The organism is Pseudooceanicola antarcticus (genome assembly GCF_900215355.1).
Taxonomy (GTDB): Bacteria; Pseudomonadota; Alphaproteobacteria; order Rhodobacterales; family Rhodobacteraceae; genus Pseudooceanicola; species Pseudooceanicola antarcticus.
The window spans coordinates 58273-77595 of record NZ_OBEA01000007.1; the positions used below are offsets into that span (position 1 = coordinate 58273).

A 19323-nucleotide genomic window follows, 5' to 3' on the forward strand; every position below is an offset into this window, starting at 1 on the left:
TCAGACAGCAGAAGGGCCCGCTGGCAACAGCGGGCCCTTTCTCTTTCGGGACGCGGCGAAAGCCTGTCTGGCGCCCGGTCCAGCGGTACACCAGTCTGCGGGAACTGACCGCGCTCAGTCGATCTGCGGCGCCTTCGGCACATCGGTGCGGATGATGCCCCGCTCCTGCTCCAGCCGCACCAGCCAGAGCGCCGCCAGCAGACCGATCACCGCCACCGAGAGCATGCCCACCAGGAGCACCTCCATGGCGATCACCGGCAGCAGCACCAGCCCCACGGCGAAGGTGGCCAGGGCCCCGGCGAACTGGATCATCGCCGAGCTCAGCCCCGAGGCGGCCCCCGCCAGATGCGGGCGTACCGCCATCACGCCGCTGGCCGCATTGGGCGCGGTCAGCCCGTTGCCAAGGCCATTGGCGACCATGGAAGCGACCAGCAGCGGTACGCTCAGCAGGCCGATCTCGTAGGCCACAAGCGCCACGACGATCCCGATGGCCGCCGCCAGGCGCCCGATGATCAGCAGGCGCGTCAGCGGCCAGTCGACCCGTTTCGCCACCTGGCCCGAGATATAGCTGCCCAGCATGAAGCCCACGGACATGGTGCCCATGCAGATGCCGAGCTGCCCTGCGGTCATGCCGAAGGCGGTGCTGAGGGCCAGCGGCGCCACCGAAACGAAGACGTGGAACGTGGCGATGGAGAAGCTCCAGCACAGCGCGTAGCCCCAGAAGCGCGGCGAGCGAAAGAGCTCGGGCCAGGCGCGGAACTGGTCCGCAAAGCTGCCGCCTCGGGTCTTGCTGGTCTCGCCCAGGTCGCGCCAGGTCAGGACCAGCACCGCCAGGCCCATCAGGGTGTAGAAGGCGAAGTTGCCGCGCCAGCCCAGCCACTCGTCGATGAAGCCGCCAAGCGCCGGTCCCAGCAGCGGGCCGAGCGCCATGACCATCGAGACGGTGGACATCTTCTGGGCGATCTCGCGCGGCTCGTATTGGTCGCGCAGCACCGCTCGGCTCAGCGCCACGCCGACCGCCGAGGCCGCCTGCAACATGCGGCCGATCCAGAACAGGGTGATATCGCTGGTCAGGGCGCAGATCAGCGAGCCGATGGTGAAGACCGCCATGCCGCCCAGCATCACCGGGCGCCGGCCCACGACATCCGAGATCGGGCCGAAGACCAGCTGCATGATCGCGGTGACCAGCAGGTAGGCGCCGACAACCATGCTCATCTCGGCGTAGTCGACGCCGAATTCCACCGCCATGCCGGGCAGCGAGGGGACGAACATGTTGATGGTCAGGACCGCACTGCCGGTCAGGATGATGAGCGTCGCCAGATGCGGCGGGGTGCGGCTGGACAAGGTGAATTCCTTCAGCGGGATATCGGGTGCGGGCCGTCCCTACGCCTCTTCGCCGGGCTCCGCATCCTCTTTCGGCGCATCGGGGTCGGCCTGGCCGATACCCCGGAAGATCATCTTCAGCGGGAAGGCCCAGAGCACACCGAGACCGATATAGACCAGCAGCTCGACCAGGATCGGCGGGCGGCCGAGCCAGTTCATCACGGTGACACAGGCCACGATGTAAAGCGGCAGGCCAATGACCAGGACCACCAGGGACCAGCGCCTGCGCGCCTTGTAACTAAGTGCCATGATCCACTCCTACTTGCCTCGGGCTCGCCTCGGGGCGGTGGTGGGGGCTCCGCCCCCCGCGCCTGCGGCGCTCCCCCCGCAGTATTTGTGGCCATCGGATGAAGGCAGAAGGCTCTTTCTCCATCCGACGGCTGAAAATACTGCGGGGGAGTCCCGGCTTGCCGGGACGGGGGCAGAGCCCCCTACCTCTTTTCATTGTCGCCATCCGGCGACCGGGGGGAGCAGAGCCCCCTCCCCTGTCAGATCAATCCGCGAAGGGATCGGTGACCAGGATCGTGTCTTCCCGCTCCGGGCTGGTCGAGAGCAGCGCCACCGGGCATTCGATCAGCTCTTCCACGCGACGCACGTACTTGATCGCATTGGCCGGCAGATCGGCCCAGCTGCGGGCGCCTTCGGTGGATTCGCTCCAGCCGGGCATTTCCTCGTAGATGGGCTTGCAGCGCGCCTGGGCCTCGGAGGCGGTCGGCAGGTAGTCGACGCGTGCCCCGTCCAGCTCGTAGCCGACGCAGATCTTCAGGGTCTCGAAACCGTCCAGCACGTCGAGCTTGGTCAGCGCGATGCCGTTCATCCCCGAGGTGGCGCAGGTCTGGCGCAGCAGGGCGGCGTCGAACCAGCCACAGCGGCGCTTGCGGCCGGTGGTGGTGCCGAACTCGTGGCCGCGCTCGCCCAGGCGCTGGCCGTCATCGTCCAGCAGCTCGGTCGGGAAGGGACCTTCGCCGACACGGGTGGTGTAGGCCTTGACGATGCCCAGCACGAAATCCACCGCGCCCGGCCCCATGCCGACGCCCGTGGCCGCCTGGCCCGCGATGACGTTCGAGGAGGTCACGAAGGGATAGGTGCCGAAGTCGATGTCCAGCAGCGCGCCCTGGGCACCCTCGAAGAGGATACGCTTGCCAGCCTTGCGCTTCTCGTTCAGCACCTTCCAGACCGGGGCTGCGAAGGGCAGGATCTCTGCGGCCACCTGCGCCAGCTTCTCGAGCAGCGCGTCGCGGTCGATGGGCTCGATGCCGAGGCCGCTGCGCAGGGCGTTGTGATGCACCAGCGCGCGGTCGACGCGGGCTTCCAGCGTGGCCTGGTCGGCCAGGTCCGCGACGCGGATGGCGCGGCGGCCCACCTTGTCTTCATAGCAGGGGCCGATGCCGCGGCCGGTGGTGCCGATCTTGGCCACGTTGTTGGCCGCCTCGCGGGCGCGGTCCAGCTCTCCGTGGAAGGGCAGGATCAGCGGTGTGTTCTCGGCGATCATCAGGGTCTCGGGGGTGATCTCGACACCCTGGGCGCGGATCGTGGCGATCTCGCTGACCAGGTGCCAGGGATCCAGCACCACGCCATTGCCGATGACCGACAGCTTGCCGCCGCGCACCACACCCGAGGGCAGCGCATGCAGCTTGTAGACCTCGCCGTCGATGACGAGCGTATGGCCGGCGTTATGACCTCCCTGGAAGCGCGCGATCACATCGGCACGCTCCGAGAGCCAGTCCACGATCTTGCCTTTCCCCTCGTCGCCCCACTGGGCGCCGACTACGACGACATTGGCCATGTCCGGTCCTTTCTGACTTGGCAGCGTAACGGGCGCGCGCAAAAGCGCGGGGCCCAAACCCGCGCCGGTATAGCGAAGCGTCTGGCCGGAAGAAACCCGAATCTGCGTCCCCGCCCGACGGCGCGCGCAGCACCGCCGGGGCGCGGCGCCTCCCGGCACTCCCCCGGTTCAGGGGGAATGCGCTGCCTGTCGCCGCGCCCCGGCGAAAGCGGCAGTGCTTGCAGGGCGCGACAAAGGCGGCGAAGCCGGTCGTGGGCGCTGGACAGGGCAGGCCTAAACAGGCACATCTGCGCCACTCATAACGCCGACTTTATAAACCGAACCCGGAACAACCGGGCGGGGACATTTGCCAGAACCATATTCAAGGGGGACATTGATGGGGTTCTTGACGCGCTGGATCGTGGCCTTCTTCCTGATCGCCGCCACCTACAACCCGACGCCTTACAACTACGTCACCTGGGTGATGACCAACTGGCCCGACCTCATGTCGGTGACCGTGCTCTTCGGACTTCTGCTCTTCGTGGGCTACGTGATCTACCTGCGCGCCACGCTGCGCTCGATCGGGGTCTTCGGCATGGGACTGGTGCTGGCCATCGCCGCGGCGATGATCTGGGTGCTCTCGGATCTCGGCCTGCTGGGGCTCGAGAATCGCAATTCGCTGCTCTGGATCGGCATCATCTCCCTGTCGCTGGTGCTGGGCATCGGGCTCAGCTGGTCGCTGATCCGCCGGCGCCTCTCGGGCCAGGTCGATATCGACGACGTGGACGAGAACGACTGACATCCCTGCCAGCCGCTGCCCCGCTGTTGCCGATAGGCCAGCCGCGCCTGTGCAGGCAGGGCGGCAACAGCTGCCTCGGGCCATTCGGGGTTGCGGCGCGAGGCTCGGTGGCTTAGATAGCCGCCGAATGGCGCGATGGCGCCCGAAGACCCCAGACATCCCGGCGCCGACCCCCGGTTGCGCGCGCCCCTCGACCGAAACGAGCTGTGTATATGGAAAACGTCGTCCTGATCGTTCACCTGATCCTCGCGCTGGCGCTGATCGGCGTGGTGCTGCTGCAACGCTCGGAAGGCGGCGGCCTGGGCATGGGCGGCGGCGGCGGGACCCAAGGTCGTGCCGCGGCCACCGCGCTCGGCAAGGTCACCTGGGTGCTGGCGGGTGCCTTCATCGTCACCTCGCTGGCCCTGACCATCGTCGCGGCCGAGAAATCCTCGGGCTCGTCGGTCCTCGACCGTCTGGCCCCCGCCCCCGAAGTGCAGGAGGGTGCCGAGGAGGCGCCCGCCGCAGAAGGTGGCGACCTGCTGCCCCCGCCCTCGGGCGCCTCGGGCACCGACAACCTGACCCCCTCGGCCGACTGACGGATCCGAGGCAGAACCGGAATGACACGTCCGGGCGCCCCCCGCGCCCGGTACGAAAACTTCCCCCCAGAACCCACAACACCTTGATGTAGTGACGTGAAGTCACTCAGCATCTAGCGGCTGGCTGTTGCCAGATCCGAGCGAATCTGCTATCGCTCAAATCCCGTGATGCTGCGGCCTTTTGGCCGTCAGGGTGATCTATTGCGCGTTCGCGCTGAGTAATCCACGGGAGCCCCAGATCCATGGCGAGATATGTTTTCATTACCGGCGGTGTTGTGTCGTCGCTTGGCAAGGGGCTGGCCTCTGCCGCCCTTGGCGCGCTGCTTCAGGCGCGTGGTTTCTCGGTGCGCCTGCGCAAGCTGGACCCCTACCTGAACGTCGATCCGGGCACCATGTCGCCCTTCGAGCACGGCGAGGTCTTCGTGACCGATGACGGCGCCGAGACCGACCTGGACCTTGGCCACTACGAGCGCTTCACCGGCGTTGCCGCGCGCAACACCGACAGCGTTTCCTCGGGCCGGATCTATTCCAACGTGCTCGAGAAGGAGCGCCGCGGCGACTACCTGGGCAAGACCATCCAGGTGGTTCCCCACGTCACCAACGAGATCAAGGATTTCCTTGCCGTCGGTGACGACGAGGTGGACTTCATGCTCTGCGAGATCGGCGGCACCGTCGGCGATATCGAAGGCCTGCCCTTCTTCGAGGCGATCCGCCAGTTCAGCCACGACAAGCCGCGCGGCGAATGCATCTTCATGCACCTGACCCTGCTGCCCTACCTGGCCGCAAGCGGAGAGCTGAAGACCAAGCCGACGCAGCACTCGGTCAAGGAGCTGCAGTCGATCGGCATCGCGCCCGATATACTGGTCTGCCGTTCCGAGCAGCCGATCCCCGAGAAGGAGCGCGAGAAGATCGCCCTCTTCTGCAACGTGCGCAAGGAAGCGGTCGTGGCCGCCTATGACCTGGGCTCGATCTACGAGGCGCCGCTGGCCTACCACCGCGAGGGTCTCGACCAGGCGGTCCTGGATGCCTTCCAGATCTCGCCCGCGCCCAAGCCCGACCTGACCACCTGGCAGGACGTGCAGGACCGCATCCACAAGACCGACGGCGCGGTGAAGATCGCCATCGTCGGCAAGTACGTTCAGCTCGAAGACGCCTACAAGTCGATCAAGGAAGCCCTAGTGCACGGTGGCATGGCCAACCGCATCAAGGTGCAGGTCGAATGGGTCGACGCCGAGGTCTTCGACCACGAGGACGCCGCCCCCCATCTCGAGGGCTTCCATGCCATCCTGGTGCCCGGCGGCTTCGGCGAGCGTGGCACGGAAGGCAAGATCAAGGCCGCCGAATTCGCCCGCACCCGCAAGATCCCCTACCTCGGCATCTGCCTCGGCATGCAGATGGCGGTGATCGAGGCCGCGCGCAACCTCGCCAAGATCGAGGCCGCGGGCTCCGAGGAATTCGACCACGAGGCGGGCCAGAAGCGGTTCGAGCCGGTGGTCTATCACCTCAAGGAATGGGTGAAGGGCAACCACGCCGTGAAGCGCAAGGTCGATGACGACAAGGGCGGCACCATGCGTCTTGGCGCCTATACCGCGCATCTGGCCGAAGGCTCCAAGGTGGCCGAGGTCTATGGCACGACCGAGATCGAGGAACGCCACCGTCACCGCTACGAGGTCGACATCAAGTACCGCGAGAAGCTTGAGGAATGCGGGCTGACCTTCTCGGGCATGTCGCCCGACGGCCGCCTGCCGGAGATCGTCGAGGTCAAGGACCACCCCTGGTTCATCGGCGTGCAGTTCCACCCCGAGCTCAAGTCCAAGCCCTTCGCGCCGCATCCGCTGTTTGCCGATTTCGTGCGCGCCGCAAAGGACGTGTCGCGGCTGGTGTGATCCGGCGACAGCGCCGGCCTGACAGAGGCTCGGCACCAAGATCCGATGGCCGCCACGGGAGAGATCCCTGGCGGCCATTTCTTTGCGCAAAGGACTCGCAGGGCCGGAGGCGACAAGCGGTTTCGGGTCACTGTCGGACGGCACGGCAAAGGCGCTGCCGGCAAGGCTGGCGAAAGGCGGGGGAAGATAGGCGCGACCTGGCTGCTGCAACGGCTGGGACCACCGGCCGCGACCTTGATCCGAGGCCCCTAACTGCGCCTGCCCTTGGGTCAAGTGAACCGGGCCGTCACCCGCGCGCGGGAACCCGTTGGCCCCGGCCGCCGTTATCCTAGCAGAACCCGTGTTCCGCAAAGGAGAAAGAAATGAACGCCATCATCTATCTGGTCGGCCTGATCGTCATCGTCCTGGCCATCGTGCAATTCGTGCTCTGAGCGCCTAGTCGCGTACCATCTGCACGTTGTCGAAGCGGAACATCCCATCGTCATTGCTGCCCCACATCCGGTCGCCTGCCACCTTCAGGTGGAAGCTGTCCGGCCGCCAGTTCCAATTGGTGGTCTCGACCAGCTCACAGGTGAGCCAGAGCTCACCCTCTCCCTCGGTGATGCGGCAGGTTTGCAGGGTTTCGTTGCGCGAGGAGTTGAGCTCCAGCCGGGCACGACAGAGCGGGGGCGCGAAGCTGATGCGGCCCTCGTATTCGCCTCCGAAGTTCATCTGCCAGGTGCCGCCGGTGAAACAGGCAGGCAGCCCGGCCTGGGCTGACAGGGGCAGAACGGCAAACAGCAAGGCGGGAAGAACGAGACGAAACATCCGGGTCCGGTAATCTGAAATGTGAATTAAGTAATGCTTCAAGCCTATGCGGACCGTCCCTCAACGCCAGTGCCAATGTGCATGGCGCCCGCTCCTGACAGGTACGAATGGCAATTCTGCCACTGATGACAGCAATCGGGCCGCCCAGAGGCGGCCCTTTTCAATGTGAGCAAACGGGTTGCGCCCAACCCGCCGGCAGGGCCTAGACCAGCGGCAACCCGACCAACGCCCGCCCCTCGGCGGTCTTCAGCGAGAAGTCGGTGCCCCGGTAACCATCCGCCGCCGGCGTGGTCAGCCACGCGATGGACTGCGCCACCCAGTCGGCGGGGATATGGGCCGACCAGTCCAGCTGGCTGACCGGATTGACCCCCGATGCGCGGATCTGCTCCTGCATCCCCGTGGCCACTGTGCCGGGGCTCAGCCCGAAGACCCGAAGGCCCTGGTCCCGATACTCGTGATCGGCCAGGCGGGTCAGCGAGAGCACCGCGGCCTTCGTGGCGCAATAGTGGCTCCAGCCCTCCAGCGCAGAGGTGGCCGCCCCCGAAGAGATGTTGACGATGGTGCCGCGCCCACGTGCGGCCATGGCCGGGATGGCGTATCGCAGGCCGTGGTAAACCCCCTTGAGGTTCACATCGACCACCCTGCCCCAGGCTTCGGGCGCGCTGTCGCCCAGCCTTGCGATCGGGTCGATGAGGCCCGCGTTGTTGACCAGCAGGTCGATGCCCCCGGTCTCTTCCAGCGCCGCCTCCACCAGGGCCCTGACCTGCGCGGGATCGGCCACATCAGTGGGCCAGACACAGGCGCTGGCGCCTCGGTCCGCGAGATCACCGGCAATCACGCGCAGACGCGCTTCGTCGCGGGCCGCCAACACCACGTGGGCGCCAAGTGCCGCGAAATGCCGGGCGGTTGCCTCTCCGATGCCACGGCTGGCGCCGGTGACGATCACTGTTTTGTCCTTGAAACTCATGCGGGCACCCCCGAACGGGTGTAGCGGGTGATATCGGGCATCTGTGCCTCCTTGCTGACCATTGCCGGTGCGGAAGGGTTTATTGCCGGGACAATCCGCAATAAATTACGTGATGAACCGGATACTCATGCACAGATTGCACGAATGAACCTGAAAGACCTCGCCCTGATCCAGGACATCGCCCGGCTGGGGAGCTTCGCCGCCGTCGCGCGCACGCGCGGGGTCGATCCCTCGTCGGTCGGGCGGCTGGTGGCCGGGATCGAGACCGAGCTGGGACTGCGGCTCTTCTCGCGCACCACCCGCCGGATGGAGCTGACCGAGGCGGGCGCGCTCTACCTGTCACGCATCGCCCCGCTGACGGAAGAGCTGGAGCGCGCCAGGGAAGACGCCAGGGCGATCCAGTCGGAACCGCGCGGCACCCTGCGCCTCTCTGCCTCGGCCAGCTTCGGGCAACAGGTCATCGTCCCGCGCCTGGCGGGGTTCCGGGCGGCCTACCCCGAGGTGGCGATAGAAGGGATCTTCTCGGACGGGCAAAGCGACCTCGTGGCCGACCGGATCGACCTGGCCATCCGCCTCGCCCCGGAGGTCGAGGGCGATTACGTGGTGAGCAAGCTGATGGATACCCGCTACCGGGTCGTGGCCTCGCCAGAGTACCTGGCAAAGGCCCCGCCCCTTGTGCGGCCAGGGGACCTGGCCGATCACCGTGCGATCCTCTTTCCCCTGCGCGACTATCGCTCTCGCTGGCTGTTCCGCGACGAGGCGGGCCGGGTGACAGAGCAGCCGGTCGCCGGAGACATGCTGCTGTCCCCTGCCGGAGCGATCCGCGATGCCGCCGTGGCGGGCCTGGGCCCTGCCCTGCTTCCCGGCTGGCTGATCGCCGGGGACCTGGCGGCGGGGGCCCTCTGCCCCTGCATCGAGGGTTGGCAGGTCACCGCTACGACCTTTGAAACGGCCGCCTGGCTGGTCTACCCCAGCCGCAGCTACGTGCCGGGCAAGGTGAGGGCGATGATCGATTACCTGAAAGAAGAGATGCGGCGCAGCCAGACGACCAGGGGCTGACCCAAGCGTCGCGGCTGTGATGCAAGGGGCCGCTCTCGGGCGGCCCCCTGCCTTGTTCCAGGGTGGTTTCAGACCTTGTCGCGGCCCATGGCCAGCACGCAGAGCAGCGTGATCGCGGCGGCCAGCAGCATGTAATAGCCCACGTATTCCATGCCGTAGCTCGATTGCAGCCAGGTGGCGATATAGGGGGCCAGCGAGGCGCCGACGATACCGGCGAAGTTGAAGGCCAGCGACGAGCCCGTGTAGCGCACCGAGGTCGGGAAAGGCGCGGCCAGCACGGCTCCGATGATGCCGTAGGAGAAGCCCATGAGCGCCATGCCGATGGTCACGAAGCCGTAGACACCCGCCAGCGAACCCGACAGCAACGGCGCCAGCGCAAAGGAGAAGGCCCCGATGGCCACGGTCACCCAGAGCAGCAGCGTGAAGCGGCTGATCCGGTCGGCCAGCTTGCCCGCCACCGGGATGAAGGCCCCGAAGACCACCGCACCCCAGAGCTGCACCCGCAGCGCCTCGGGCAGGGACATTTCCAGCACCTTGACGTTGTAGCTCAGCAGGTAGGCCGAGCCGATGTAGAACAGCACGAAGGTCGAGAGCGCCACGAAGGTACCCAGGAAGAGGCTGCGCTTGTGGTTGCGGAAGATCTCGACGAAGGGCACGGCGACGCGCTCTTCCTTGTCGATGGCCTTCTGGAAGGCAGGCGTTTCCGCCAGCGACAGGCGCACCCAGAGGCCGATGGCAATCAGCAGCATCGAGAACAGGAAGGGGATGCGCCAGCCCCAGGCCAGCAGGTCATCGCGGCTCATGAAGGCCAGCAGGATCGAGAACAGCCCCGACGACAGGAAGAGACCCACCGGCGCGCCGAGCTGCGGGAACATGCCGTACCAGGACTTCTTGCCCTCGGGCGCGTTCTCGGTGGCGATCAGCACCGCGCCGCCCCATTCACCGCCCAGGCCGAAGCCCTGGCCGAAGCGGCAGAGCGCCAGCAGCGCGGGCGCCGCGACGCCGATCTGCGCATAGGTCGGCAGGAGGCCGATGATGACGGTCGAGATGCCCATGGTCAGCAGCGCCGCCACCAGCGTCGCCTTGCGGCCCACCTTGTCGCCGAAGTGGCCGAAGACCACCGCGCCCAGGGGACGGGCGAAGAAGGCGATCGAGAAGGTGGCGAAGGAGGCCAGCAGCGCCGTGGTCGGGTCCTCTCCGGGGAAGAAGAGCGCCGGGAAGACCAGCACGGCCGCGGTGGCATAGATGTAGAAGTCGAAGAATTCGATGGTGGTGCCGATCAGGCTGGCCAGCAGCACCCGCGAAGGCTTGTTCAGGGGCGCCGCCTCGGTCGCCGTGGCAGGCGTGGAGGTCATGTCAGTCATCAGTTTGTCCGTTTCAATGCGTCACGCCCCCTCCTCCCCCAGGCGGCGAACCCGGCGCCTAGCGCAACAAAGCTGCCGCCAAAAGCCGAAACGGGTAACTTTCGGCCCTCACATGGCGGGTTTGACGGAATCGCATATCTGTTGACAGCCACAACTGCTCAAAGCGCGCCCTATCGCCGCTGCCAAAGAACCGTTACAATCTCGTGATTTAAGAGGCACCCAGCATCCGTTCCGGCCCCTTCCGCCCCCGTTTACAGAGGATCTCATGACCAAGGACATTCCTTCCCCCGACAATTCCACCGATGCCGAAGACTGGCTGGAGGCGGAGCTGCGGGACACGCTCGACGAGGACTACGAGATCGAGCTGGAAGATGCCGTGCTGTCGATGAAGATCCGCGAGATCTACCGCAATGCCCATGGCCCCTCGATCCCGCGACCGCAGTACTTCCACGACCTGCTGCGCCTGCAGTCCGAGCTGATCAAGCTGCAGGACTGGGTGGTGCACAACAAGCAGAAGGTCGTGGTGATCTTCGAGGGCCGCGACAGCGCCGGCAAGGGCGGGGTGATCAAGCGCATCTCGCAGCGACTCAACCCGCGGGTGGTGCGCACCGTGGCCCTGCCCGCTCCCTCCGAGCGCGAGAAGTCCCAGTGGTACTTCCAGCGCTACGTGCCGCATCTGCCCGCGGCCGGTGAAATCGTCCTCTTCGACCGCTCCTGGTACAACCGTGCCGGTGTCGAGCGCGTCATGGGCTTTGCCAGCGAAGACCAGGTGCAGCAATTCTTCGACGATGTGCCGGAATTCGAGCGCATGCTGGTGCGCTCCGGCATCCGGGTGGTGAAATACTGGTTCTCGGTCAGCGATGAAGAGCAGCAGATGCGCTTCCTGATACGCATCCACGATCCGCTGAAGCAATGGAAGCTTTCGCCAATGGATTTGCAAAGCCGCATCCGCTGGGAGGATTACACCAAGGCCAAGGAAGAGATGTTCGAGCGTACCAATATCCCCGAGGCGCCCTGGTACATCGTGCCCGGCAATGACAAGAAACGCGCACGGCTGAACTGCATGGATCACCTGCTGACGCTCTTCCCCTACGAGGACGTGCCCCAGGAAGAGATCAACCTGCCGGAACGGATCTACAACTCCGATTACGAGCGCTCGGTGCTTCCGCCCGAGCTCTACGTGCCGTCGAAATACTGAAAAATGGCAAAACCGGCGCGATTTCCCGAATCAAGGCGCGGCTATTTCCGCAGATGACCGGACAATAAAGAGCGCCTACCGGCCATTCAAATGCAGGACGAATCTCTTTTGCCCCATTGCAATTGGCCGGCGAATTTCAGGCAAATAGCGGAGAGATCAGCTTGCCCAAAAGGCTCTTGTTGTTTTTCTGGACCCGGCGGCGCCCCTTGTGGGTGCCGGTGGTCATCATCGGAGACACCACGGCGGCATTCAGCTGCCAGCGGCCCGGGGTGCCGCGCTTGATGTCCTCGCCCTGGGCGTCCATCCAGGCCACAAGGCGCTCGGCGCCGATCATCTGACGGGTGGGGTCGGGAAGGTAGAAACCCGCGTTAATGCGCTGACATAGCGCATCCAGCTGGGCACAGCGCCCCTGGGCGGGTCCGGCGACGTTCTGCCTTGGAATCTTGTTGAAATGCTCGGGTTCGGCATTCATGAAAAGGGTCAGGGCAGAGCCCAGGTCGACGCAGATCTGGGCGGAAATCCAGCCGATGACCTCGTGGGACTCCTGGTCCCATTCCACCGCTCGGGCCATGGCGCAAACCTGTCGACCGGTGGCGCGACGCATGGCTTCCAACCGCTCTGCAGCGGAGGATTCGACCCAGTCAATCCGAGCTAATGAGGGCATTCTGCACACTCCCGGTCCCACACGATGACCCGCTTCTTCTCAGGACATTGGGAAGGAACTTGGTCACAATTATGACCAATGCGGGACATTACCCGGTTACAAATACAAAATCCCTCAACGCCCCCCGTAACGGGGGGTCACAATGACCTTACCCATGATAATAACCGCATTGGCGGCCCCTGTCGCGCAGATTATACGGGGTCCATGTTCGCTGACTTCCTCTCCCGCCTCACCGCGCCCCGACCCGCTCCGCTGGGTGAAGGCGATGCAAGACTTGCCCTGTCGTCCCTGCTGGTGCGCGTGGCCCGCGCCGACGGCACCTATGATGCCGGCGAACGCCGGACCATCCATCGCATCCTGATGACCCGCTATGGCCTCGACACGACCGAGGCAGAGGGTCTGCAACAGCAGGCCGAGGCGCTCGAGGGCGAGGCCCCCGATACCGTGCGCTTCACCCGCGCCATCAAGGACGCCGTGCCCTACGAGAACCGTCTCGAGGTGGTGCGCGCGCTCTGGGAGGTGGTGATGGCCGATGGCACCCGCGATCCCGAAGAGGATGCCCTGCTGCGCCTTGTCACCTCGCTTCTGGGGATCACCGACCAGGACAGCCACCGCGCCCGGCTGCAAGCCAGGGACAAGGCCGCCTCGCGCGCGGATGACGCAGGCGAGGCCCCCGCCGCCAAGGCCCCCGGCCCCTGGAGCTGAGACGCGACCGCGCGACCGGCCCCGCCCTTCGGCGCCCGTTCATGCATCGCGGAGCGGCACCGCCCCGGCCCAAGCCAAGGTGCCCTGGCCGCGGGGCCAGTTTCTGCTTGGACGACAGGCCAACACTTGGCATTCGGTCCCTTGGGACCGCAACTCGGGGGCCTTAATTCAGGGAACGGGGTGAAGATGACGCAAGACCGGACAGACCCGACCGCGGGCACGGCAATGATCGCGACCTTTCCCATGTATCTGGGCCCGCTCACCCGCGCCCCGCTGCAGGAGCTCTGGCATCAGACCCGCGCCGCCCTGGGCCATGGCCCGCAGAGGCTGACGCAGGACGCCCCTGACCTCTTCACGCTCTGGGAAAGCCCCGACCTGCTGATCGGCCAGACCTGCGGCCTGCCCTTCCGCAGCCGACTGAAGCAACGTGTGGGCTACGTCGGCACCACCGACCCCGCCCTGCCCGACACGCCGCCCGGTCACTATCGCTCTGTCATCGTGGTGCGCCGCGACGACCCGGCGCGGCACCTGGAAGAGCTCGCAGGCCGTCCCGCCGCCGCCAATGAGCCCCTCAGCCAGTCCGGCTGGGCCGCGCTGGCCGACCATTTCGCGCGCGCTGGCGTGCCCCTCGGGCGGCTGCGTTTCACCGGCGCGCACAGGGCCTCGGCCCAGGCCGTCGCCCGGGGACTGGCGGATCTGGCGGCAATCGACATGGTGACCTGGAATCTCATGTGCTCTGAAGGGGATAGCACCGCCGCGCAGCTGCGCGTGCTGGACCGCACCCGGCCCACCCCGGCGCATCCGATCATCACCGCCAGGGCCCGCGATCCGCAGCCCCTGGCCCGCGCGCTCTCCTCCGCGCTCGAGGGAATCCGCCCGGACCAGGCGCGCGCCTTCGGCATCACCCGCCTGATCCCCCTCTCGGAAGCCGAATATTTCGCCGTTCCGCTGCCACCGGCCCCAGAGAAGGTCGCGGTGTCGTGAAGTCATTCATCACACGTGTTGATTTCCCCCGCGGTTTCGAGTCCTAATCCCCTTCAATCCAAGGAAAAGGCGCCCAGGGGGACATGTGATCCAGAACCCGCCGGTCATAGAAATCCGAGATCTTCACAAGGCCTATGGCGCGCTCGAAGTGCTCAAGGGCGTCTCTCTGACGGCCCACAGGGGCGATGTGATCTCGCTCATCGGGTCCTCGGGCTCGGGCAAGTCGACGCTTCTGCGCTGCGCCAACCTGCTGGAAGACAGCCAGCAGGGCGAAGTGCTGTTCAAGGGCGAGGCGGTGCGCTGGAAAGGCGAGGGGCACCACCGCCGTCCGGGCGATGCCAAGCAGGTGCTGCGCATCCGCACCAACCTTTCCATGGTCTTCCAGCAGTTCAACCTCTGGTCCCACATGACGATCCTGCAGAACGTCATGGAAGCGCCGCTGACCGTCATGGGCCGCGACCGCGCCGAGGTCGAACCCAAGGCACGCGCCTATCTGGAAAAGGTCGGCATCGGCGACAAGGCCGACGCCTGGCCGGCGCAGCTTTCCGGCGGCCAGCAGCAGCGCGCGGCCATCGCCCGCGCCCTCTGCATGGAACCCGAGGCGCTGCTCTTCGACGAGCCGACCTCGGCGCTCGATCCCGAGCTGGAACAGGAAGTCGTCAAGGTGATCAAGGACCTCGCAGCCGAGGGCCGCACCATGCTGCTGGTCACCCATGACATGCGCCTCGCGGCCGACGTGTCGGACCAGGTGGTCTTCCTGCACCAGGGCAACCTGATCGAGCAGGGCCCGCCGGCCGAGCTCTTCGGCGCGCCCAAGACCGAGCGTCTGCGCCAGTTCCTCAGCGCCACCACCAGCGACCTTGCGGCACAGGGCAGCTGACTTCAGCCTTTCCGAGCTCGGGCAAACCGGGCCGGTTCTCAGTGGCGGCCAGACCGCCTGACACTTCACCGGGAGAGATCCAATGAACAAGATTATCCTCAGCACCGCGCTTCTGGCGCTTACCGCCTCCGGCGCCCTGGCTCAGGACGTGATCCGCATGGGCACCGAGGGCCAGTACCCTCCGTACAACATGATCGGCGACAGCGGCGAGGTCGAAGGCTTCGAAATCGACCTCGGCAACGAGCTTTGCGAGCGCGCCGGCCTGACCTGCGAATGGGTCATCAACGATTGGGATTCGATCATCCCGAACCTGGTCTCGGGCAACTACGACACCATCATCGCCGGCATGTCGATCACCGCCGAGCGTGACGAAGTCATCGACTTCACCCAGGACTACTACCCGCCCACCGGCTCGATCTACATCGCGCTCGAGGACGGCGTGGACCTGGAAGGCGGCGTTGTCGCAGCCCAGACCGGCACCATCCAGGCCGGCTACGTGGCCGAGACCGGCGCCACCCTGCTGGAATTCGCCACCCCCGACGAGACCATCGCCGCCGTGCAGAACGGTGAAGCCGATGCGGTCTTCGCCGACAAGGACTTCCTGCTACCCTACACCGAAAGCGGTGAGCTGATGGTCGTGGGCGAAGAAGTGCCCCTCGGCGGCGGCGTCGGCATGGGCCTGCGTGAATCCGACACCGAGCTGAAGGCCAAGTTCGACGCGGCCATCACCTCGATGAAGGAAGACGGCACCCTGAACACCCTGCTCGACGAGTACTTCGGCGAAGGCACCGGCACCTACTAAGGGCTCCGGGGCCCCATGGCCCCACCGCCGGGGGCTTGCCCCCGGCACCCGAGAGACCGGCGGGGGGCGGGGCAAGCCCCGCCCCCCGCCTCACACCCCCGGACCCACCACCGCCAAGCCCCCAGGAGGATCGCCTTGTTCGACTTCTGCGCCGATCCCGACCTCCTCGAAGGAGGCCGCTGGCTGAGTTGCTACCTGACGACGCCCAAGCACATGATGTTCTACCAGAGCTTCCTGGTGGTCATCGTGCTGATGCTCATTACCGCGCCCATCGCGCTCGGCGTGGGCTTCCTGGGCGCCCTGGCCACGCGCTCTCACCTGGCGCCGCTGCGCTGGCTGGGCCGCGGCTATACCTCGCTGGTGCGCGGCGTGCCCGACATCGCCTTCTTCCTCTTCGTGCCGCTGGCGCTCGACCAGGGCCTGGAATACCTGCGCCACAAGGCGAAATGCCCCGACTGGACAGATGCGATCCGCCAGGGCAGCGATTTCGTCGTCTGCTCCGAGGCCAAGTTCCCGCTCTCCTCCACCCCGCAGATCTGGCACGAGCTTTACGGCGTGGCCCTGGCCATCATCGCCTTCGCCTTCGTCTTCGGCGCCTTCGCGGCCTTCGTGCTGTCGGGCGCGATGAACGCCGTGCCCCGCGCCCAGCTCGAGACCGCCGAGGCCTATGGCATGACCCGCGGCCAGGTCACCCGGCGGGTGCTGGTGCCGCAGATGTGGACCTATGCCCTGCCCGGCCTGTCGAACCTCTGGATGATCCTCATCAAGGCCACCCCGCTGCTCTTCCTGCTGGGGGTCGAGGACGTGGTCTACTGGGCCAGGGAGCTCGGCGGCTCCAAGACCTCGGCCTACAGCTATCCGCACCCTGACTGGCGGATCTGGTACTTCCTGGCGCTGCTGGTCTTCTACCTGCTGGTGACCAAGCTTTCCGAGGTGGGCTTCGCCCGCCTCACCCGCCGCCTGTCGCGCGGCCAGGCCACGGCGCATGGCATGAATGAAGCCCGCAAGGGAGCCCAGGCATGATGAGCTGCATCGACACCATCCAGGCCTACGGGCTGCGCGCCATCGGCCTCGGCGAGCGGCTGCTGCCGCGCTCGGATTTCACGCTCTGCGACCAGTTCGTGCTGATCGGCTCGGGCATGATCTGGAACCTCTACTTCGGTCTCGGCGCTCTCCTGCTGGGCTTCTGGGCCGCGATCGGCATGGCCCTGGCGCGCAACTCCGACAACTGGATGCTGCGCAAGCCGGCCGAGTGGTTCATCTTCATCTTCCGCGGCTCGCCGCTCTTCATCCAGTTCTTCTTCTTCTACGCGCTCTTCACCCAGCTCCCGCGCGAGGGCATCCCGATCAACCTCGGGGTGGTCTCCTTCACCGCCGAGACCTCCTGGCTGACCCGTGCCTGGGGCGGCGCGCTGGTCACCCTGTTCCTCAACACCACCGCCTACGCCGGAGAGATCTTCCTCGGCGGCCTGCGCTCGGTGCCGAAAGGGGACCTCGAGGCGGCGGATGCCTATGGGTTCTCGGGCTGGAAGAAGTTCCGCCGCATCACCTTCCCGACCATGCTGCGCCTGGCCTGGCCCGCCTATACCAACGAGGCGATCTTCCTCTTCCACGCCACGACGCTGGTCTACTTCAGTTCCTTCCCGGCGCGGCAGCAGAAGGGCGATGCGCTCTACTACGCGGATTACTTCGCCTCGAAGACCTTCAACCCCTTCATCCCCTACCCCATCCTGGCGATGTACTTCATCCTGCTGACCCTGGCCGTGGTCTTCATCTACGGGGCGATCTACCGGCGCCTGAACCGGCACCTGCCCTCGAACCAGAGGACCCGCCTGCGGCCGCGCCCCCAGATCGTGCGCTGAAGTGCCTGTCCCCGCAGGGGCCGGGGATGCCCGAGGCGCACAGGCCGCAAGGGGCCGGACGCCAGCCCCTTGCCCGCAGCGCCTCGGCGCGGGCATATTTTGGGCAAACGCGATGGATGCCCCCCTGCTTCTGGTGGTCAGCGATTAAATTTGATCATTTTCTCACTTCCGCTCTGGGGGCAGATGGGTCACAATACCCGTGATTTGATCATATTTCGATGGTGGCCTACCGGCCACGAGGGGTTTCGATGAACTTCGGGCAATACCGCACCTTCCGGGTGGCGGCAGCAGATCTCAACGGGCAGATGCGCGGCAAACGAGTGCCGGTGGCCTCCTACGACAAACTGGGCACCGAAGGCGCCCGCATGCCGCTCTCGGTGCTCAACGTCGATATCTGGGGCGCGGATATCGAGGACAGCCCGCTGGTCTTCGAGACCGGCGACGAGGACGGGGTGCTGAAACCCACCGAACACGGGCCGGTGCCCATGCCCTGGCTCGACAGCCCCTCGGCGCTGGTGCCCATGTGGATGTTCCACGATGACGGCACCCCCTTCGCCGGCGACCCCCGCCACGCCCTGCGCGCCGTGCTCGACCGCTACGCCGAACGCGGCTGGTCCGTGCAGGCCGCCGTTGAGATGGAGTTCTACCTGGTCGACGACACCGGACACCAGCTCTCGGCGCCGCAGAACCCGATCTCGGGGCGCCCCGTTTTCGGCAATGCCATCCTGTCGATCCGCCAGCTGGATGCCTTCGACAGCTTCCTGACCGATCTCTACGACGCCTGTGACGCCATGGAGATCCCCGCCGACAGCGCCTCCTCCGAGGCCGGGCTGGGCCAGTTCGAGATCAACCTCGATCACCGCGACGCCATGGCGGCCGCCGACGACGCCTGGCTCTTCAAGGCCATGGTGCGCGGCATGGCACGCAAGCACGACATGGCGGCCACCTTCATGGCCAAGCCCTTCCCCAATGACGCGGGCAGCGGGATGCATGTGCATTTCTCGGTGCTGGACGAGAACGGCGACAACATCTTCGACAATGGCGGCCCCGAGGGCACGCCGCTGCTGAAGAACGCCGTCGCCGGCTGTCTTGCCGGCCTTGCCCCCGGCACCCTGGTCTGGGCGCCCCACGGCAACAGCTACGAGCGCTTCACCCCCGGCGCCCACGCCCCCACGGGCGCCTGCTGGGCCTACGAGAACCGCACCGCCGCCATCCGCATCCCCTCGGGGCCGGCCAAGGCGCGGCGGATCGAGCACCGCGTGGCCTGTGGCGACATCAACCCCTACCTGGTGCTGGCCACCATCCTCGGCTCGGCGCTGGTCGGCATCGAGGACGGCTTGCAGCCCCCCGCGCCCATCACCGGCAATGCCTACGAGCTGGACCTGCCCGGCGTCATGCCCGACTGGGCCAGCGCGCTGGAGCGCTTCGAGACCGATCCGATGATCAAGCGCATCTTCACGCCCGAGCTGATCTGCAACTACGCCATGACCAAGCGGCAGGAGATCCGCCGCCTGGCGGAGCTGCCGGAAGAGGAACACTGGAAGGTCTACCTCGAGACGGTCTGACCCCCATCCTGCCCGAAACCGCTCCCGCCGCAGGCATCGCGGCCGGCGGGCGCGA

At 66.3% G+C, this 19323-nt stretch carries 19 protein-coding genes; 12 read left to right on the forward strand and 7 right to left on the reverse strand.

Translation table 11 applies throughout. The features are described 5' to 3' along the window. Nucleotides 1-114 precede the first annotated feature (114 nt). From CRO50_RS16580 to CRO50_RS16590, 3 genes are all read right to left on the reverse strand, one after another. On the reverse strand, nucleotides 115-1344 hold the full coding sequence (locus CRO50_RS16580) for a multidrug effflux MFS transporter (RefSeq protein WP_097147052.1): 1230 nt from the start codon (nucleotides 1342-1344) through the stop codon (nucleotides 115-117). A 39-nt stretch (nucleotides 1345-1383) separates the two neighbouring features. Then, the gene (locus CRO50_RS16585) at nucleotides 1384-1632 is read right to left on the reverse strand and encodes a DUF2842 domain-containing protein (RefSeq protein ID WP_097147053.1); all 249 of its coding nucleotides are present in this window, start codon (nucleotides 1630-1632) and stop codon (nucleotides 1384-1386) included. Nucleotides 1633-1876: 244 nt separating this feature from the next. Further along, the gene (locus CRO50_RS16590; protein ID WP_097147054.1) at nucleotides 1877-3169 is read right to left on the reverse strand and encodes an adenylosuccinate synthase; all 1293 of its coding nucleotides are present in this window, start codon (nucleotides 3167-3169) and stop codon (nucleotides 1877-1879) included. Between the two features lie 376 nt (nucleotides 3170-3545). Between CRO50_RS16590 and CRO50_RS16595 the strand changes: the two genes are divergently transcribed. From CRO50_RS16595 to CRO50_RS16605, 3 genes are all read left to right on the forward strand, one after another. Next, nucleotides 3546-3947, forward strand: coding sequence for a DUF6524 family protein (locus tag CRO50_RS16595; protein WP_097147055.1), 402 nt, complete (start codon nucleotides 3546-3548; stop codon nucleotides 3945-3947). Nucleotides 3948-4159: 212 nt separating this feature from the next. Then, nucleotides 4160-4525 (forward strand): preprotein translocase subunit SecG, encoded by a 366-nt coding sequence (gene secG / locus CRO50_RS16600; protein ID WP_097147056.1) that lies wholly within the window; start codon nucleotides 4160-4162, stop codon nucleotides 4523-4525. A 242-nt stretch (nucleotides 4526-4767) separates the two neighbouring features. Next, nucleotides 4768-6411, forward strand: a complete 1644-nt coding sequence (locus CRO50_RS16605; protein ID WP_097147057.1) for a CTP synthase — start codon at nucleotides 4768-4770, stop codon at nucleotides 6409-6411. Nucleotides 6412-6846: 435 nt separating this feature from the next. On the opposite strand, the gene CRO50_RS16610 is transcribed toward CRO50_RS16605, so the two are convergent. Both CRO50_RS16610 and CRO50_RS16615 read right to left on the reverse strand, forming a co-directional pair. After that, complete coding sequence (locus tag CRO50_RS16610; protein ID WP_097147058.1) at nucleotides 6847-7218, reverse strand: hypothetical protein; 372 nt, start codon at nucleotides 7216-7218, stop codon at nucleotides 6847-6849. Between the two features lie 202 nt (nucleotides 7219-7420). After that, complete coding sequence (locus tag CRO50_RS16615) at nucleotides 7421-8185, reverse strand: SDR family oxidoreductase (RefSeq protein ID WP_097147059.1); 765 nt, start codon at nucleotides 8183-8185, stop codon at nucleotides 7421-7423. Nucleotides 8186-8329: 144 nt separating this feature from the next. Between CRO50_RS16615 and CRO50_RS16620 the strand changes: the two genes are divergently transcribed. Continuing rightward, nucleotides 8330-9244: a LysR family transcriptional regulator gene (locus CRO50_RS16620; RefSeq protein WP_097147060.1), complete on the forward strand. Its 915-nt coding sequence runs from the start codon at nucleotides 8330-8332 to the stop codon at nucleotides 9242-9244. A gap of 68 nt (nucleotides 9245-9312) precedes the next feature. Here the strand turns inward: CRO50_RS16620 and CRO50_RS16625 are convergent, their stop codons facing one another. Further along, nucleotides 9313-10608 carry an MFS transporter gene (locus CRO50_RS16625; RefSeq protein ID WP_097147061.1) on the reverse strand — a complete coding sequence of 432 codons (1296 nt, stop codon included), beginning with the start codon at nucleotides 10606-10608 and terminating at the stop codon, nucleotides 9313-9315. Between the two features lie 265 nt (nucleotides 10609-10873). Between CRO50_RS16625 and ppk2 the strand changes: the two genes are divergently transcribed. Further along, nucleotides 10874-11806, forward strand: coding sequence for a polyphosphate kinase 2 (gene ppk2 / locus CRO50_RS16630; protein WP_097147062.1), 933 nt, complete (start codon nucleotides 10874-10876; stop codon nucleotides 11804-11806). 136 nt (nucleotides 11807-11942) lie between these two features. Here the strand turns inward: ppk2 and CRO50_RS16635 are convergent, their stop codons facing one another. Continuing rightward, complete coding sequence (locus CRO50_RS16635; protein WP_097147063.1) at nucleotides 11943-12377, reverse strand: hypothetical protein; 435 nt, start codon at nucleotides 12375-12377, stop codon at nucleotides 11943-11945. Nucleotides 12378-12674: 297 nt separating this feature from the next. Between CRO50_RS16635 and CRO50_RS16640 the strand changes: the two genes are divergently transcribed. From CRO50_RS16640 to CRO50_RS16670, 7 genes are all read left to right on the forward strand, one after another. Then, a complete protein-coding gene (locus CRO50_RS16640; RefSeq protein WP_097147064.1) occupies nucleotides 12675-13175 on the forward strand; it encodes a tellurite resistance TerB family protein in 501 nt (166 codons plus the stop codon). 225 nt (nucleotides 13176-13400) lie between these two features. Beyond that, the gene (locus CRO50_RS16645) at nucleotides 13401-14159 is read left to right on the forward strand and encodes a phosphate/phosphite/phosphonate ABC transporter substrate-binding protein (protein ID WP_157791700.1); all 759 of its coding nucleotides are present in this window, start codon (nucleotides 13401-13403) and stop codon (nucleotides 14157-14159) included. Between the two features lie 88 nt (nucleotides 14160-14247). Next, entirely contained in the window at nucleotides 14248-15039 is a 792-nt protein-coding gene (locus CRO50_RS16650) for an ABC transporter ATP-binding protein (protein ID WP_097147232.1), read from the forward strand. 82 nt (nucleotides 15040-15121) lie between these two features. Beyond that, nucleotides 15122-15841 (forward strand): transporter substrate-binding domain-containing protein, encoded by a 720-nt coding sequence (locus tag CRO50_RS16655; RefSeq protein ID WP_097147066.1) that lies wholly within the window; start codon nucleotides 15122-15124, stop codon nucleotides 15839-15841. Between the two features lie 135 nt (nucleotides 15842-15976). Next, nucleotides 15977-16864, forward strand: coding sequence for an ABC transporter permease (locus tag CRO50_RS16660; RefSeq protein ID WP_097147067.1), 888 nt, complete (start codon nucleotides 15977-15979; stop codon nucleotides 16862-16864). Next, on the forward strand, nucleotides 16864-17703 hold the full coding sequence (locus CRO50_RS16665; RefSeq protein ID WP_097147233.1) for an ABC transporter permease: 840 nt from the start codon (nucleotides 16864-16866) through the stop codon (nucleotides 17701-17703). Before CRO50_RS16660 ends, CRO50_RS16665 begins: the two co-directional genes overlap by 1 nt. A gap of 248 nt (nucleotides 17704-17951) precedes the next feature. Then, a complete protein-coding gene (locus tag CRO50_RS16670) occupies nucleotides 17952-19268 on the forward strand; it encodes a glutamine synthetase family protein (protein ID WP_097147068.1) in 1317 nt (438 codons plus the stop codon). Nucleotides 19269-19323: the final 55 nt, after the last annotated feature.